The 15,022-nt window shown below is 71.3% G+C and carries 17 protein-coding genes and 2 pseudogenes; 10 read left to right on the plus strand and 9 right to left on the minus strand.

The window, feature by feature from the left end; all coding sequences use genetic code 11:
* The 9 genes and pseudogenes from F0L46_RS26815 to F0L46_RS10860 all read left to right on the plus strand — a co-directional run.
* Positions 1 to 107: pseudogene (locus F0L46_RS26815) on the plus strand (cytochrome c family protein); the annotation flags it as partial.
* A gap of 41 nt (positions 108 to 148) precedes the next feature.
* Positions 149 to 1,132 carry an ABC transporter substrate-binding protein gene (locus F0L46_RS10825; protein ID WP_149817318.1) on the plus strand — a complete coding sequence of 328 codons (984 nt, stop codon included), beginning with the start codon at positions 149 to 151 and terminating at the stop codon, positions 1,130 to 1,132.
* 11 nt (positions 1,133 to 1,143) lie between these two features.
* Entirely contained in the window at positions 1,144 to 1,929 is a 786-nt protein-coding gene (locus F0L46_RS10830; RefSeq protein ID WP_149817544.1) for an ABC transporter permease, read from the plus strand.
* Complete coding sequence (locus F0L46_RS10835; protein ID WP_149817320.1) at positions 1,901 to 2,641, plus strand: ABC transporter ATP-binding protein; 741 nt, start codon at positions 1,901 to 1,903, stop codon at positions 2,639 to 2,641. The genes F0L46_RS10830 and F0L46_RS10835 overlap by 29 nt, the downstream gene beginning before the upstream one ends.
* Positions 2,638 to 3,600, plus strand: a complete 963-nt coding sequence (locus F0L46_RS10840; RefSeq protein WP_240539948.1) for a quinoprotein relay system zinc metallohydrolase 2 — start codon at positions 2,638 to 2,640, stop codon at positions 3,598 to 3,600. Before F0L46_RS10835 ends, F0L46_RS10840 begins: the two co-directional genes overlap by 4 nt.
* A gap of 377 nt (positions 3,601 to 3,977) precedes the next feature.
* Positions 3,978 to 5,744: a lanthanide-dependent methanol dehydrogenase XoxF5 gene (gene xoxF5, locus F0L46_RS10845; RefSeq protein ID WP_438646669.1), complete on the plus strand. Its 1,767-nt coding sequence runs from the start codon at positions 3,978 to 3,980 to the stop codon at positions 5,742 to 5,744.
* Positions 5,745 to 5,929: 185 nt separating this feature from the next.
* Positions 5,930 to 6,427, plus strand: coding sequence for a c-type cytochrome, methanol metabolism-related (locus F0L46_RS10850; protein WP_149817324.1), 498 nt, complete (start codon positions 5,930 to 5,932; stop codon positions 6,425 to 6,427).
* Positions 6,405 to 7,268 carry a quinoprotein dehydrogenase-associated putative ABC transporter substrate-binding protein gene (locus F0L46_RS10855; protein WP_149817326.1) on the plus strand — a complete coding sequence of 288 codons (864 nt, stop codon included), beginning with the start codon at positions 6,405 to 6,407 and terminating at the stop codon, positions 7,266 to 7,268. Before F0L46_RS10850 ends, F0L46_RS10855 begins: the two co-directional genes overlap by 23 nt.
* On the plus strand, positions 7,265 to 7,810 hold the full coding sequence (locus F0L46_RS10860) for a PQQ-dependent catabolism-associated CXXCW motif protein (RefSeq protein WP_210247630.1): 546 nt from the start codon (positions 7,265 to 7,267) through the stop codon (positions 7,808 to 7,810). Before F0L46_RS10855 ends, F0L46_RS10860 begins: the two co-directional genes overlap by 4 nt.
* A 117-nt stretch (positions 7,811 to 7,927) precedes the next feature.
* On the opposite strand, the pseudogene folK reads toward F0L46_RS10860, so the two are convergent.
* The 3 genes and pseudogenes from folK to folP form a co-directional block, all read right to left on the minus strand.
* Positions 7,928 to 8,389, minus strand: a pseudogene (folK, locus tag F0L46_RS10865) (2-amino-4-hydroxy-6-hydroxymethyldihydropteridine diphosphokinase); the annotation flags it as partial.
* Positions 8,382 to 8,750, minus strand: a complete 369-nt coding sequence (folB, locus tag F0L46_RS10870) for a dihydroneopterin aldolase (RefSeq protein ID WP_149817328.1) — start codon at positions 8,748 to 8,750, stop codon at positions 8,382 to 8,384. The gene folB and the pseudogene folK, both read right to left, overlap by 8 nt.
* Positions 8,751 to 8,757: 7 nt before the next feature.
* Entirely contained in the window at positions 8,758 to 9,582 is an 825-nt protein-coding gene (gene folP / locus F0L46_RS10875) for a dihydropteroate synthase (RefSeq protein ID WP_149817330.1), read from the minus strand.
* A 295-nt stretch (positions 9,583 to 9,877) separates the two neighbouring features.
* Between folP and F0L46_RS10880 the strand changes: the two genes are divergently transcribed.
* Positions 9,878 to 10,657, plus strand: coding sequence for a quinoprotein dehydrogenase-associated SoxYZ-like carrier (locus F0L46_RS10880; protein ID WP_240539949.1), 780 nt, complete (start codon positions 9,878 to 9,880; stop codon positions 10,655 to 10,657).
* A 172-nt stretch (positions 10,658 to 10,829) separates the two neighbouring features.
* Here F0L46_RS10880 and F0L46_RS10885 read toward each other — a convergent pair whose 3' ends face one another.
* Genes F0L46_RS10885 through pqqB form a run of 6 tightly spaced genes read right to left on the minus strand, consistent with a single transcriptional unit; the run spans position 10,830 to position 14,991 of the window.
* Complete coding sequence (locus tag F0L46_RS10885) at positions 10,830 to 11,189, minus strand: hypothetical protein (RefSeq protein ID WP_149817334.1); 360 nt, start codon at positions 11,187 to 11,189, stop codon at positions 10,830 to 10,832.
* The gene (locus F0L46_RS10890; RefSeq protein WP_149817336.1) at positions 11,170 to 11,844 is read right to left on the minus strand and encodes a hypothetical protein; all 675 of its coding nucleotides are present in this window, start codon (positions 11,842 to 11,844) and stop codon (positions 11,170 to 11,172) included. The genes F0L46_RS10885 and F0L46_RS10890 overlap by 20 nt, the downstream gene beginning before the upstream one ends.
* Complete coding sequence (gene pqqE / locus F0L46_RS10895) at positions 11,841 to 12,989, minus strand: pyrroloquinoline quinone biosynthesis protein PqqE (protein WP_149817338.1); 1,149 nt, start codon at positions 12,987 to 12,989, stop codon at positions 11,841 to 11,843. The genes F0L46_RS10890 and pqqE overlap by 4 nt, the downstream gene beginning before the upstream one ends.
* The gene (pqqD, locus tag F0L46_RS27635) at positions 12,986 to 13,267 is read right to left on the minus strand and encodes a pyrroloquinoline quinone biosynthesis peptide chaperone PqqD (RefSeq protein ID WP_149817340.1); all 282 of its coding nucleotides are present in this window, start codon (positions 13,265 to 13,267) and stop codon (positions 12,986 to 12,988) included. Before pqqD ends, pqqE begins: the two co-directional genes overlap by 4 nt.
* Complete coding sequence (gene pqqC, locus F0L46_RS10905) at positions 13,264 to 14,055, minus strand: pyrroloquinoline-quinone synthase PqqC (RefSeq protein WP_149817342.1); 792 nt, start codon at positions 14,053 to 14,055, stop codon at positions 13,264 to 13,266. The genes pqqD and pqqC overlap by 4 nt, the downstream gene beginning before the upstream one ends.
* A gap of 3 nt (positions 14,056 to 14,058) precedes the next feature.
* A complete protein-coding gene (gene pqqB / locus F0L46_RS10910; RefSeq protein ID WP_149817344.1) occupies positions 14,059 to 14,991 on the minus strand; it encodes a pyrroloquinoline quinone biosynthesis protein PqqB in 933 nt (310 codons plus the stop codon).
* Positions 14,992 to 15,022 lie beyond the last annotated feature (31 nt).

The raw sequence follows: 15,022 nt of genomic DNA on the forward strand, positions 1-15,022 counted from the left end.
AGGTGCCTGGCACCAAGATGGTCTATGCGGGCCTCAAGGACGAGCAGCGCATCAACGATCTCGTCGCCTACCTGAAGTCCTTCGACGCCTCGGGCAACAAGCTCTGAAGAGCGCGCGCGGGCGCGTCGGTCATCGCGGGAGGCCAGCCATGCTGACGCGACGACACCTCCTCGGGGCCGCGGCGGCGGCGCTCTCGGCACCCGCCGTCGCCCGGGCGGCTGCGAGCCGTCCGGCGCTGCGGGTCGGCGTCCTGCCCTTCGGCACCGTGTCGTGGGAGGTGGAGACGATCCGCGCCCTCGGCCTCGACGCGGCGCACGGCTTCACCCTGGAGCCCGTGCGGCTTGCGGGCAGCGAGGCGGCGCGCATCGCCTTCCAGGGCGGCGCGGTCGACACGATCGTGAGCGACCTGCTGCTTGCGGCGCGGCTGCGTGGGGAGGGGCGCGGAGTGCGCTTCCTGCCCTTCTCGGCCACCGAGGGCGCCGTCATGGTGCCGGCCGGGTCGCCGATCGCGGGCGTGGCGGACCTCAAGGCCCGGCGCCTCGGGGTCGCGGGCGGCCCCCTCGACAAGAGCTGGCTTCTCCTGCGGGCCCATGCCGCCGAGGCGGCGGGGCTCGACCTCGCCGCCGCGTCCACCCTCTCTTTCGGCGCGCCGCCCCTGCTCGCCCAGAAGCTCGAGGCCGGCGAACTCGACGCGGGCCTGCTCTACTGGAATTTCTGCGCGAGGCTCGAGGCCAAGGGGTTCCGCCGCCTCATCGGGGCGGGCGACGTCGCCCGCGCGCTCGGGGCGACGGGGGAGATCGCGCTGCTGGGCTACGTGTTCGACGAGGCGGCGGCGCGTAAAATGGCCCTCGTTGACGGGCTCGCGGCCGCCTCGCGCGCCGCCAAGGAGCGCCTTGCCGCCGACCCCGCCGCCTGGGACCGCCTGCGCCCCCTGATGCATGCGGAGGACGATGCCACCTTCGAGGCGCTGCGCCGCGCCTTCCTCGAGGGCATCCCGCGCCGGCCCCTGCCGGAGGAGCGCGCCGACGCCGAGCGGCTCTACGCCGTCCTGGCGCGGCTCGGCGGCGAACGCCTCGTCGGCCCCGCGACCCGCCTGCCCGAAGGGCTCTATTGGCGGGAGGGCGCCGCATGAGGCCAGCGGCTATGACCCTGCCGACCCGCCGCCCCAAGCCCTGGCATCCCCCGGCCGCACTCCTGGTGCGGCTCGCCTCGATCCTCGCTCTCCTGGCGCTCTGGCACGTCGCCGCGACCCTCGCCGCCTCCCGCACCCTTCCCCCGACCGCCGCCGTGTTCGAGGTGATGCTGCGGGAGACGCGCACGGGCGAGCTCCCCGCCCATATCGGGGCGACGCTTGCCCGCGTCGCCGTCTCTTTCACCCTCGCCATGGCGATTGGCACCGTCATCGGCGTCGCGCTCGGCCGCGTCCGGGCCCTCGACCGGGCCTTCGACACCTGGCTCCTCGCCGTCCTCAACACGCCGGCCCTCGTCGTCACGGTGCTGGCCTATGTCTGGCTCGGCCTCACGGAAGCCGCCGCGATCCTCGCCGTCACGGTCAACAAGATCCCCAACGTGGCGGTGATCATGCGCGAGGGCGCCCGCTCCCTCGATCCCGGCCTCGAGGAGATGCGCCGGGCCTACCGCTTCGACCGGGCGACCTGGATCCGCCACGTGCTCCTACCGCAGCTCGCGCCCTACTGGGTCGCCGCGGCGCGCTCAGGGCTCGCCCTCGTGTGGAAGATCGTTCTGCTCGTCGAGCTCCTGGGCCGGCCCGACGGGGTCGGCTACGCGATCTCGTACCATTTCCAGCTCTTCGACGTCGCGGGCCTGCTCTCCTACAGCATCGCCTTCGCGGCGATCGTCTTCGCCATCGACGTCCTCGTCCTTCAGCCACTGGAGACACATGCCCGGCGCTGGCGCCCCGCTGCTTGATCTCGCCGTCCAGGCGAAGGTCTACCGGACGGCGGACGCCGCCCCGGTGGAGGCGGTGCGCGGGCTTGCGCTCGCCCTCGTGCGCGGCGAGACCCTGTGCCTCATCGGGCCCTCGGGCTCGGGCAAGACCACGACGCTGCGCATCCTCCTCGGCCTCGACCGCGCCTTCGTGGGCCAGGTCGCGCCCGATCCCGAGACCCTGCGCATCGGCATTGTCTTCCAGGAGCCCCGCCTGCTGCCCTGGCGCAGCGTGGAGCAGAACATCCGCCTGGCCCTGCCGCGGCGCGAGCGCGGCCGGCCGCTCGACGATCTCCTGCGCGATCTCGGCCTCACGGCTTGGCGCAACCGCTTTCCCGGCGAGCTGTCGCTTGGCATGGCGCGGCGCGTGGCGCTTGCCCGGGCGCTCGCGGGCGAGCCCGACCTTCTCGTCCTCGACGAGCCCTTCGTCTCCCTCGACGACCGCGCCGCGGCGGAGCTGCGCGCGGTGGTGTTCGCGGCGGCCGAGCGGCGGGCCGCGGGCGTCCTCATGGTCACCCACAACATCCGCGAGGCGCTCGACGTCGCCGATCGCATCGTCCTCCTCACCCCGCGCCCGGCCCGGGTACTCGGCGAGGTCGCGATCGACATCCCCCGCGCCGAGCGCACCCGCGCCTGGGCCGAGCGCCTGCGCGGGGATCTGGCGCGGCGCTACCCGGAGGCCGTGGCGGCATGACCGTCCGGGCGCCCCTTCCACCCATGCCCCACGGCGCGCGTCGCCTTGCCCTCGTGCTCGGCGTCTGCACGGGGCTCGCCGGGCGGGCGGCGGCGCAGGCGCCCGAGCCGCTGCCGATGCAGGAGGTGGCACCGGGCGTCTTCGTCTACGCGGCGCCGATCGCGCTCGCGGCGCCCGACAACCACGGCGCCATCGCGAATCTCGGCTTCATCGTCGGCCGCGACGCGGTGGCGGTGGTGGACACGGGCGGGAGCTTCGACACCGGGCGCCGTCTCGTCGCGGCGGTCCGGGCGCGCACGGCGCTGCCGATCCGCTACGCCATCGATACCCATGTCCATCCCGACCACCTGCTCGGCAACGCCGCGCTCGTGGCGGAGGAGGCGCAGATCGTCGGACACGCCAACCTCCCCGCCGCGCTCGCAGCCCGCCGGGACGCCTATCTCGACGCGGGCCGGAGGCTGATCGGCGGGGCGTTCGCGGGAACGGAGGCCGTCGCGCCGACGATCCTCGTGGCCGACACGCTCGCCCTCGATCTCGGCGGGCGCGTCCTGCGGCTCGAGGCGTGGCCCACGGCCCATACCAACACCGACATCACGGTTCTCGACGAGGCCACGGGCACGTGGTTTCTCGGCGACCTCCTCTTCGTCGGGCACATCCCGGCCCTCGACGGGCGCCTGAAAGGCTGGCTCGCCACCCTCCAGCGTCTCAAGGCGCGCAGCGCCGCGCGGATCGTGCCGGGGCACGGGCCCCCGAGCGTGCCCTGGCCTGCGGCCGCCGAGCCGATGGAACGCTACCTCACCGGTCTGGAGCGCGACGTGCGCACGATGATCCGGGAGGGGCGGACCCTCGGGGAAGCGGCGGAGCGGGCCGGGGAAGCCGAGGCGGGGCGATGGTCCCTCTTCGAGGCCTTCGCGGCCCGCAACGCCACCTCGGCTTTCCAGGAGCTCGAGTGGGAATGACGCACGCATGACGTAAAGTTAGATCAAATATGCGTGCGTCTTTTTATATTGCAGTGCACAATACGAGAGGTCGGATTTTAAGCAGTGACGCCCGTTTCGAAGCCTATTGACGGCTTAGTTTTTTCACATACAGTTTTCACATGCTTCGGCTTCAACGGCTTCATCACGGGAAAGATGAGGTCGATTCGCAGACTTGGCGGTTGGTATTTGGATCCGCAGAGTCCTGGTGTTTGCCGCCGGTCGTGACACGCTGACGAAGCTCCCGTCATCCCCAAACCAACGTCGGATCGAGGTCCGCCCGTCGCCATGGACGGTGCCTCGGGATCCGTGGGAGGAGCCTGATGAGAGCAATTAGCCTGACAGCCCTGATGGTCGGCATGGTCGGCGTGACGCCGGCGATGGCCAACGACGAAGTTCAGAAGCTGATCCAAGATCCGAACCAGTGGGCGATCCAGACGGGTGACTACGCCAACACCCGTCACTCGAAGCTCGATCAGATCAACGCGAGCAACGTCGGAAAGCTCCAGGCGGCCTGGACCTTCTCGACGGGCGTGCTGCGCGGCCACGAGGGCTCTCCTCTCGTGATCGGCGACGTGATGTACGTCCACACGCCGTTCCCCAACATCGTCTATGCCCTCGACCTCAACGAGGAGGGCAAGATCCTCTGGAAATACGAGCCCAAGCAGGATCCCAACGTCATCCCGGTGATGTGCTGCGACACGGTCAATCGCGGCGTCGCCTATTCGGACGGCAAGATCTTCCTGCACCAGGCCGACACCACCCTCGTGGCCCTCGACGCCAAGACGGGCAAGGTGGTCTGGTCGGCGGTGAACGGCGACCCGAAGAAGGGCGAGACCAACACGGCGACCGTCCTGCCCGTGAAGGACAAGATCATCGTCGGCATCTCGGGCGGCGAATACGGCGTGCGCTGCCACGTGACGGCCTATGACGCCAAGACCGGCAAGCAGGTCTGGCGCGCCTATTCGACGGGGCCCGACAACGAGATGCTCGTCGACCCCGAGAAGACCACCTCGCTCGGCAAGCCCATCGGCAAGGATTCCTCGCTGAAGACCTGGCAGGGCGACCAGTGGAAGACCGGCGGCGGCTGCACCTGGGGCTGGTTCTCCTACGACCCGCAGCAGAACGCCATGTTCTACGGCACCGGCAACCCCTCGACCTGGAACCCGACCCAGCGCCCCGGCGACAACAAGTGGTCCATGACCATCTTCTCCCGGGACATCGACACGGGCATGGCCAAGTGGGCCTACCAGATGACCCCCCACGACGAGTGGGACTATGACGGCGTCAACGAGATGATCCTCGTCGACCAGGAGTTCAAAGGCCAGCCGCGCAAGATGCTGGTGCACTTCGACCGCAACGGCTTCGGCTACACCCTGGACCGGACCAACGGCGAGCTCCTCGTCGCCGAGAAGTTCGACCCGGCGGTGAACTGGGCCAGCAAGGTCGACATGGACAAGAACAGCCCGACCTATGGCCGGCCCATGGTTCAGGCGCAATACTCGACCGCGCAGCAAGGCGAGGACGTCAACACCAAGGGCGTCTGCCCCGCGGCCCTCGGCTCGAAGGACCAGCAGCCCGCCTCCTTCTCGCCGAAGACCGGCCTGTTCTACGTGCCGACGAACCACGTCTGCATGGACTACGAGCCGTTCAAGGTGAGCTACACCCCGGGCCAGCCCTATGTGGGCGCCACGCTCGCCATGTATCCGGCCCCGAACTCCCACGGCGGCATGGGCAACTTCATCGCCTGGGACGCCCGCGAGGGTAAGATCGCCTGGTCGAACAAGGAGCCCTTCTCGGTGTGGTCGGGCGCCCTCTCCACCGCCGGGGACATCGTGTTCTACGGCACGCTGGAGGGCTACCTGAAGGCGGTCGACGCCAAGACGGGCAAGGAGCTCTACAAGTTCAAGACCCCGTCCGGCATCATCGGCAACGTGATGACCTACACCCACAAGGGCAAGCAATACGTGGCGGTGCTCTCGGGCGTGGGCGGCTGGGCCGGCATCGGCCTCGCCGCGGGCCTCACGGACCCGAGCGCGGGCCTTGGTGCGGTGGGCGGCTACTCGGCGCTCTCCAGCTATACGGCGCTCGGCGGCCAGCTCACGGTCTTCACCCTGCCGAACTGACGGGGACGCTCCCCAAAGACCGGACCGGCGCGGCCAACCCGCGCCGGTCTTTTCGCCCGGCTCTGCGTCCGCCGGGACTGCGCTGACCCAACAAGCAAGGCCGCGGCGGCGATCAAGCGCCGACCGATGGGCCGGATCGGGAGGATCCGCCGTTGCGTGACTTCAAGCCCTTCAGAGACGTTCCCATGGCCGCCGCGCTCGCGACCCTCCTGGTCGCCGGGGCGTCCGCGGCCCTCGCCGAGCCCGCCAAGGCGGTGCGGGAGGAGAACGGCAAGTATTTCGCGGCGAACGACGCGCCCACCTACAACGTCAAGGCCGACGGGACGGTCGACTGGTACACGTTCTCCGGCTACCGCCGCTATCACGCGGAGTGCCATACCTGCCACGGCCCCGACGGGATGGGATCCACCTACGCTCCGGCCCTCGTCGACAGCCTCAAGCGGCTGAGCTACGAGGACTTCACCGCCACCGTCATCCAGGGCCGCCAGAACGTGGGCGGCGGCAAGGAGAGCGTGATGCCCTCCTTCGGTACCAACAACAACGTCGCCTGCTACCTCGACGACATCTACGTCTACCTCAAGGCGCGCTCGGACGACGCCCTCGGGCGGGTGCGGCCTGCCAAGCGCGACGACAAGCCGGCCGCCGCGAAGGAGGCGGAGAATGTCTGCCTTGGCGCGAGCTGACGGCCGCGCCCGGCGCCGCACGGGGCCCGCCGCTCTCGCGCTGCTGACAGCCCTCGCGGCCGCTCCGGCCGTGGCGCAGAACCGGCCGGACCTCGTGACGCCCGACGTCCTGCGGGTCTGCGCCGATCCCGCCAACATGCCCTATTCGAGCCGCACGGGAGAGGGCTTCGAGGATCGAATCGCGGCGATCATCGCCGACGAGCTGAAAGTGGGCTTGCGCCACTACTGGATGCCGCAGGGGCCGGGTTTCGTGCGCAACACGCTCGGCCTGAAGCTCTGCGACGTGATGATCGGCACCACGGCGGGCTCCGACGTGGTGCAGAACTCCAATCCCTATTACCGCTCCACCTATGCCCTGCTGCTGCGGCGCGGCGACCTCCCGGGCGTCGACCGGCTGGGGGATCCGCGTCTCCAGGGCAAGCGCATCGGCGTCGTGGCGGGGAGCCCGCCCATCGAGCATCTCGGCCGCGCGGGGCTCCTCGACACGATGCGCACCTACGCGCTCATCGTCGACCGGCGCTATGCCTCGCCCGCCGACGAGATGGCAGCCGATCTCAAGGCGGGCCGCATCGATCTCGGGGTGCTCTGGGGGCCGCTTGCGGGCGACCTCGCCCGCCGCGACCCGGAACTCGTCATCGTGCCCCTGGTCCACGAGGCGGGGCGGCCGCATCTGGCCTACCGGATCACCCTCGGGCTTCGCCACAACGAGCTCGACTGGCGCCGGACCCTCAACACCGTGCTGCGCCGCCGCGAGGCGGACATCACCCGCGTCCTCCTCGAGCACGGCGTGCCGCTCCTCGACGAGGAGGACCGGATCATCACGGCGGAGAGGCGGCCATGAGGCGCGCGGGCCGGCTCGCCCTGGGAGCCCTCCTGCTCCTCGCCCTCGGAGCGGCAGGCCCAGCGCCGCCCGAGCCTGAGGGCTACCGAATGGAGGCGTTCCGCGCCCCGACCCCCGCGACGCTCCAGGGCGCCACGGTGGTGACCACCGCGGAAGCCGAGCGGTTGTGGCGGGCGGGCGCGATCCTCGTCGACGTCCTTCCCCAGCCCCGGGCGCCCAAGGACCTCGCGCCCGGCACGATCTTCCGCCTGCCCCCGCGCGACAGCCTGCCGGGGGCGACGTGGCTCGTCGACGTCGGCTACGGCGCGCTCGCCCCGCAAACGGAAGCCTATTTCCGCCGCGGCCTCGACCGGGCCCGGAGCGAGCGGCCGGACCAGCCCATCGTGATCTTCTGCGAGCGGGACTGCTGGATGTCCTGGAACGCCGCCAAGCGGGCGGTCGCCTGGGGCTACAAGGGGATCCACTGGTACCCCGATGGCACCACGGGGTGGCGCGAGGCGGGGCTCCCCCTGGAGCGCGCCACGCCGGCGCCGGAGGAGTAGGGGGCCGAAGCACGCACCACGCTTCCACAGCCCTCCTGCAGCGCCCTTCGAGGCTCGCCCGATGGAATCCGCAGTGGCCCCCCTCTCCCATGGGGAGAGGGGAGGGCCGTCGGCGACGATTCCGGTCTGGTCCAGCCGCGCCAGCGCGTCGGCGATCCGTGTGCCGGCGATGGCAAGGGTGGGGGCGATCTCGGCGAGGGGGACGAGGACGAAGGCGCGCTCCAGGGCATAAGGGTGCGGCAGGACGAGGTCGGGGTCGGCGAGGTGGACGCCGTCGATCGCCAGGATGTCGATGTCGATGGTGCGCGGCCCCCATTTGCGGTCGCGCACCCGCCCGAGCGAGCGCTCGACGGCAAGGCAGGCCTTCAGGAGCTCATGCGGCGGGAGCTCCGTCTCGACGATCGCGGCGGCGTTGAGGAACCAGTCCTGGTCGGTGTCGCCCCAGGGCGGCGTGCGGTAGGCGCGCGAGAGGGCCGCGACCCGGATGCCGGGCGTCGCGTCGAGCCGCTCCGCCGCGGTGCGGAGCATCGCGCGCTTGTCGCCGAGGTTGCTGCCGAGGCTGAGATAGGCCTCAATCATGGCGCCGCCGGGTGATCTCCACGCTCACGCCGTCGATGATGGCGGGGACGGGCGCGCTCGGCTTGTCGACGCGCACCGTGATCGCCTCCATCTGCGGGAAGGCGGCGAGGGTCTCGGCCGCGATGGTCTCGGCCAAAGCCTCGATGATCGCGAAGCGCCGGCCCGTGGCGACCCCGTTCACGATCTCCGTGAGGCGCCCGTAGCAGACGGTGCGCTCCCAGTCGTCCGCCCGCCCGGCGGGCGCGAGGTCGAGCCGGCAATCGAGGGAGACGAAGAAGCGCTGGCCGAGGCGGTGCTCCTCCGGGTGGACGCCGTGATAGGCGAAGATCGCGATGCGGTGGACGAGGATGCGGTCGGTCATCGGGGGCTCACGGGCGGCGCAGGATGGCGTCGGCGACCTGGCAGGCCTCGACATGGGCGCGCACGTCGTGGACGCGCACGATGTCGGCACCCAGCATGGCCGCCACGACGTGGCTCGCGATGGAGCCGAACAGGCGGTCCTTCGGCGCCGTGGCGGCGTTGTGGATGCGCCCGAGCACGGATTTGCGCGAGACGCCGACGAGGACGGGAAAGCCGAGGGCCTTCAGCTCCGGCAGGCGGCGCAGCGCGTCGAGATGCTGCTCCCAGGTCTTGCCGAAGCCGATGCCGGGGTCGAGCACGATGTGGCGCTCCGGGATGCCGGCCTCGCGGGCGATGCTCAGGGTCCGGTCGAAGAAGCGGCGCATGTCGTCCAGGATGTCGAGGGCGCCGTCGATGGTCTCGCGGTTATGCATGGCGATGACGGGGGCCCCGGCTTCGGCCGCGACCCGGGCGATCTCGGGGTCGCGCTGGAGGCCCCACACATCGTTGACGATCCGCGCGCCGGCCGCGAGCGCGAGGCGCGCCGTGGAGGCTTTGTATGTGTCGATGGAGATGGGGGCCGAGACGCGGCCCCGCAGCGCCTCCAGCACCGGCAGCACCCGGGCCTGCTCGTCTTCCGCGGGCACCGGCTCGTGCCCCGGCCGGGTCGACTCGCCGCCGATATCGATGATGTCGGCGCCCTCCGCCTCGAGCGCGAGGGCATGGGCGATCGCGGCGTCGCGGCCTGCGAACAGCCCCCCGTCGGAGAACGAATCGGGCGTCACGTTGAGGATGCCCATGACGAGGGTGCGTCGGCCGAGATCGGGCAGGGGGGCGATGGCGGGATCGGGCATGGGAGCGCTGGCGGGACAGGATGTCATGGCGCAGTGAACGGTGCCTTGACCGCGGGCGCAAGCGTTTCGATCGTGCAGGATCCCCGGATCGTGGATCCGACGGCAAGTCATCGCCGATATCGATCGCGCCATTTGCGAATTTCATCAAGATCAGGGGATGTGTCCGGGCGCGGGATCTCAAGAGAACGAGCCCCCGCGGACACGCCGACGTTGCGGCTCATCTTGAGGCGACGATTTCGTCTGCCCCGCGTTTCGTGGTAGTCGTCTTGTACAGATCATGCCGACGGGAGCCCGCATGTCCGCCTCGATCCGCATCGCCGCCCTCGCCCTTTCCACCCTCCTCGCCGGCCCGGCGCTCGCGCAGGAGGAGACGGCCTGGGGCGAGCTGCGCTCCCAGATCGTCGGTGCGCGGGAGGTCGGCGACGCGGCCGGGCTCATCGAGCTCGTGACCCCGAAGCGCGCCGAGGACGCGGCGATCGTGCCGCTCGAGGTGAAGCTCCACCTCGCGCCCGGCGACACCCGCAAGGTCACCGCGCTCACCCTCGTGGTCGACGAGAACCCGGCCCCCGTGGTGGGCACCTTCCGCTTCCCCGAGGGGCGGCAGGCCTTCGATCTCCAGACCCGGGTGCGGGTGAACTCCTATTCCTGGGTGCGCGCCATCGCCGAGACGGACGACGGTCGCCTCCACATGACGAAGGCCTACGTGAAGGCGGCGGGCGGCTGCTCGGCGCCGGCCGCCAAGGACCCGGCGGAGGCGCTCGCCAATCTGGGGCAGATGCGGTTCCGCGTCTTCGCCGACCGGGGCGAGGCGCAGGTCCAGCTGCGCCATCCGAACTATTCCGGCCTCCAGATGGACCAGGTGACGCGCCTCTACACGCCCGCCTGGTACGTCGAGAAGCTCTCGGTGCGCCAGGGCGACAAGCCGCTCTTCTCCATGGTGGGCGGCATCTCCATCAGCGAGGACCCGACCTTCCGCTTCAGCTTCGCCAAGACCGGCGAGCCCGTCACGGTCGAGGCCGTCGACACCCAGGGCCGCTCCTTCCGCCAGACGTTCCCGGCGGGGGAGGGGTCGTAGGCTGAGGGATCCCTCAACCTGCCCTCATGCTGCGGAGCAGGCCGTCTCGAAGCACGCAGCACGCTTCCACAGCCCTCCGGGGATCCCTGGAACGCCCTTCGAGGCCCCGCGTTGCGGGGCACCTCAGGCCGAGGGTGAGGGTGGGAGCAGCGGCTTTTCCCCCGCATCCCCTTCACCGATAGCAGCGGATCTCCGCCTCGGCCTGCGCCCGGCGCAGGTCGGCCACCATGTCGTCGAAGAGCTTGGCGTTGCGGAAGGCGGCGGCGCGCTGGCCCATGCCCTGGCGCATGCCGAGGATCGTCTCGGCCTGCTGGTAGCGCTCGTAGGGGAGGATCGAGGCGAGGGTGTCGACGGAGCAGGCGCAGCGCTCCAGCACGGCCCGCGACTGGCCGTTCGCCGCCATGCAGGCGAAGATGTACTCGGCCCGCGCCACGGTCGGGTAGTCGTTGACGGGCTCCTGGGCCCAGGCCGGCGCGGCGAGGCCGAGCGCGCAGGCGAGCAGGAGGGCGGCCTTAGCCGGCGCTTGCGTCATAGGTCAGGGCCTCCTCGAGAAGCATCGCACCCTCAGGCGTCGCGGCGCTCGCCTTCGCCGAGACGAGGGCGCCGGGAACCGCGTCTGAAACGACGAAGCGGTAGGTGAGCTTTTCGAGCCCGCGCATGCGCTCCTTCATCGCGTCGTCGAGGAAGGGCTTCACCTCGACGCGCCAGGCCGGCACCTCGCGGCCTCCCACGCTCGTGGTGACGGCCGTGACCTCGGCCCGGTCGCGCATGCTGGCGCGGATGGCGTTCTTCAGGTAGCGCGGGTTCGCCTTGAGCACCTTGGCGATGGTCTCGAGGTGGTGCTCCAGGAAGATCAGCACCACCGGGTTGCTCTGGATGTCCTCGAACGGCCCGGCCGCCCGCCGCCGCGGCCCGCTGAAGAAGTCGACCGCCACGGTGCGGGCGGCCTCGTCGGTCGAGGGTTGCAGGCGAAGGCGGATCGTGTCCTCGAAGGGCGGGCCGAACACGTCCGGCGCTCCCGTCGTGCGGGCGTAGCGGTAGGAGATCGCCGTTCCCGGCGCGGCCTCCTTCCAGTGCGAGCGCTCGAAGAGCAGGTCCGCCGGCGTGGGCGCTGGCGTCGAGGCTGGGGCCTGGGCGAGCGCGGGCGCGGCCAGGAGCATGGCAAGCGCGAAGGCGAGGCGTCTCATGAGGCGGCTCCCTCGGGGATGCGGGCGGGGGCGGGGCGGTCATCGCCGCCCGCGCCGCCGATCGTGCGGTAGACGTAAGCCGGCGCCTCGCCCGCCGCCGATTCGGCCGCCGCGAGCGCCTTGACGCGGGCGTGGTGGGGCGAGTGGGCGCAGGCCGGATCGGTGGCGGCGGCGTCGCCCGTGAGCGCGAGCGCCTGGCAGCGGCAGCCGCCCCAGTCGCGCTCCTTGCGATCGCAGGAGCGGCAGGGCTCGGGCATCCAGTCGGTGCCGCGATAGGCCATGAAGGCGGGGGAGGCGGCCCAGATGTCGGCGAGCGACCGGTCGCGCACCGACCAGAACTCCAGGCCGGGGATGGTCTCGGCCGCGTGGCAGGGCAGCACCCGGCCCGTCGGCGTGACGTTCATGAGGCGCCGCCCCCAGCCGCCGGCGCAGGCCTTCGGATAGGTGGCGTAATAGTCGGGCACCACGAGGTCGATGACGAGGCGGCCCTCCAGCCGCTTGCGCGCCGCCTCGACGATCCGGATCGACCGGTCCACGTCGGCCTTGGCCGGCATGAGCGCCGCGCGGTTCACGTAGGCCCAGCCGTAATATTGGGTGTGGGCCACCTCCAGCCGCTTGGCGCCGAGCGCCACCGCGAGTTCGACGATGCGCTCCACCTCGTCGATGTTGCCGCGGTGGATCACCGCGTTGAGGGTGAGCGGAAGCCCCAGCGCCGTCACCCGCTCCGCGAAGGCCATCTTCTGCGGCTGGGCATTGGCGAGCCCGCCGATGCGCTCGGCGTTGCCTGCGTCCGCTGCCTGGATCGAGAGCTGGACGTGGTCGAGGCCGGCGTCGGCGAGGGCGTCGAGCTTTTTCAGAGCTCCGCCGACGCCTGACGTGATCAGGTTCGAGTAGAGCCCGGCCCGCGCGCAATGCGCCGTGATCTCGACGATGTCGGCCCGCGCGGTGGGCTCGCCGCCCGACAGGTGGACGTGCAGGACGCCGAGGGCCGCCGCTTCCGAGAGGACGCGTTGCCAGGTGGCCGTGTCGAGCTCGCCCGAGCGGCGGTCGAGCTCCAGGGGGTTCGAGCAATAGGGGCAGCGCAGGGGGCAGCGGTGGGTGAGCTCGGCGAGGAGGCCGATGGGAGCCGGGAGCGCCGCGTTCATCGGTCGAGCACCCGCTTCTTGGCGAGGTCGTCGAGCATCGCCACCACGTCGCCCTCGATCACGGCCCGGTCCTCGTCGAACTTCGCGGCGAGCGCATCGACGATGGCCGAGACGCTGCGGGTGCCGTCCACGAGCCCCAGCACCTCGGCTGCCACCGCGTCGAGGTCGAAGGCGCGCTCGGGGGCGAGGAGCACATGGGCGCCCCGCACCTCGTCGAAGCGCAGGCGCACGCCGCGCGGCAGGCGTGGCACGTCGGTGAGGGTCAGCGCCTCGCTCATGCCTCGGCCCCCGGTGTCCAGGCGCCCGGCGGGGGCAGGCCCGGATCGACATAGGCGTGGTGCAGGGCGTCGAGCTGGCTCCAGAGCACGTCGCACTTGAAGGTCAGCGCCCCGAGCACGGCGGCCTGGAGCGCCGGCGTCGTCGCGTGCTCCTTGGCGTAGGCGAGCGCGAAGTCGGCGTCGCGGGGCGCCTGCGTCATGCGCTTGTCGAAATAGGCGAGCGTGTCCTTCGAGACGAAGTCGTAAGATCCCAGCATCCCGGCGACGCGCTCGGAGATGATGGTGGGGGCGAACAGCTCGGTGAGCGAGGAGGCGATCGCCTCAAGCAGGGTCCGCTCGCGCACGAAATGGACGTACGCCTCCACGGCGAAGCGCGTGGCGGGCAGGATGCCCCGGGTCGAGGTCACGTAAGCGCGCGGGAAGCCGAGCCCGTCGGTGAGCCGGAGCCAGCGCTCGATGCCCCCGTCCCCCTCCGCCTCGCCGTCATGGTCGACGATGCGCTGGCGCCAGATGCGGCGAAGGGCAGCGTCCTCCATGCGGGCCACGATGGAGGCGTCCTTCACCGGGATCATGGCCTGGTAATAGTAGCGGTTGAGCGCCCAGGCGCGGACCTGGTCCCGGTCGAGCTTCCCCGAATGGAGCCGGCGGTGGAACGGGTGGAGGTTGTGGTAGCGCCGAGCGCCGATGTCGCGCAGGGCCGCCTCCAGCTCGTCGGGGGAGAGCAGGCGGTCCGGCGCCGGGGCGGCGGAGGCGGGCGCGGCGGCGAAGGAGGCGAGGGCTGCGCTCATGGCCTAATCCGTGAGGTCCGCGGCGACGGCCTGCGGCGCGAGATGAAGGTCGAGCCCGTCGTGGGCCAATGTCCAGCCCGCCGCCTCGACGGCGCGGCGCTCCGGCGAGCCCTCGACGAGGACGGGGTTGGTGTTGTTGACGTGCACGAAGATGCGCCGGCCGATCTTCAGGTCCGCGAGGCACTGGATCGAGCCCGAGGGGCCGTTCATGGGCACGTGCCCCATCCGCCAGCCTGTCTTGGTGCCGACGCCGGCCCGGATGAGATCGTCGTCCTCCAGGACCGTGCCGTCGAACAGGAGGGCATCGACCCCGTCGAGGCGCCGGCGCAGGTCCTCGGAGATGCGGGCGCAGCCCGGCACGTAGGCGACCCGTCGCCCGCCCGCCTCGAGCAGGACGCCCACCGTGCTCTCGCCGGCTTCCCCGATCACGGGCGCGGCGCCCTCCAGCCAGAGCGGCGCCTTGCCGGGCACGGGAAACAGGGTGGCTTTAAGCCCGGGCACCGGCTCGAACGGCGTTTCGGGCCGCACCTCGCGGCGGGCGACGAAGCCTGGGTTCATCACGTCGAAGACGCGGTTGGCGCCGATGGCGCCGAGGATCTCGTGGGTGCCGAGCAGGTCGAAGGGCTGGCTCTCCCGCAGGGTGAGGAGGCCTGCCACATGGTCGACGTCGCCGTTGGTGAGGAGCACCGAACGGATCGGCGAGTGCCGCAATCCCTCGCGCGGGTGCAGCGCCGGGGTCGCGAGGATCTGCGCGCGGATGTCGGGGGAGGCGTTGACGAGGAGCCAGGCGTCGCCGTCGGGCGAGACCGCGAGGCTCGACTGCGTGCGGGGCCTGACCCGCGGGTCCCCCGCCCAGGCGAGGCTGCAGACGGGGCAGCGGCAGTTCCACTGGGGAACGCCGCCGCCCGCTGCCGAACCGAGAACGATGAGATGCATCGGTTCCGAGGCCTCGCCTCGCGGGTCAAGC

It is taken from the genome of Salinarimonas soli (genome assembly GCF_008386575.1).
Lineage (GTDB): Bacteria > Pseudomonadota > Alphaproteobacteria > Rhizobiales > Beijerinckiaceae > Salinarimonas_A > Salinarimonas_A soli.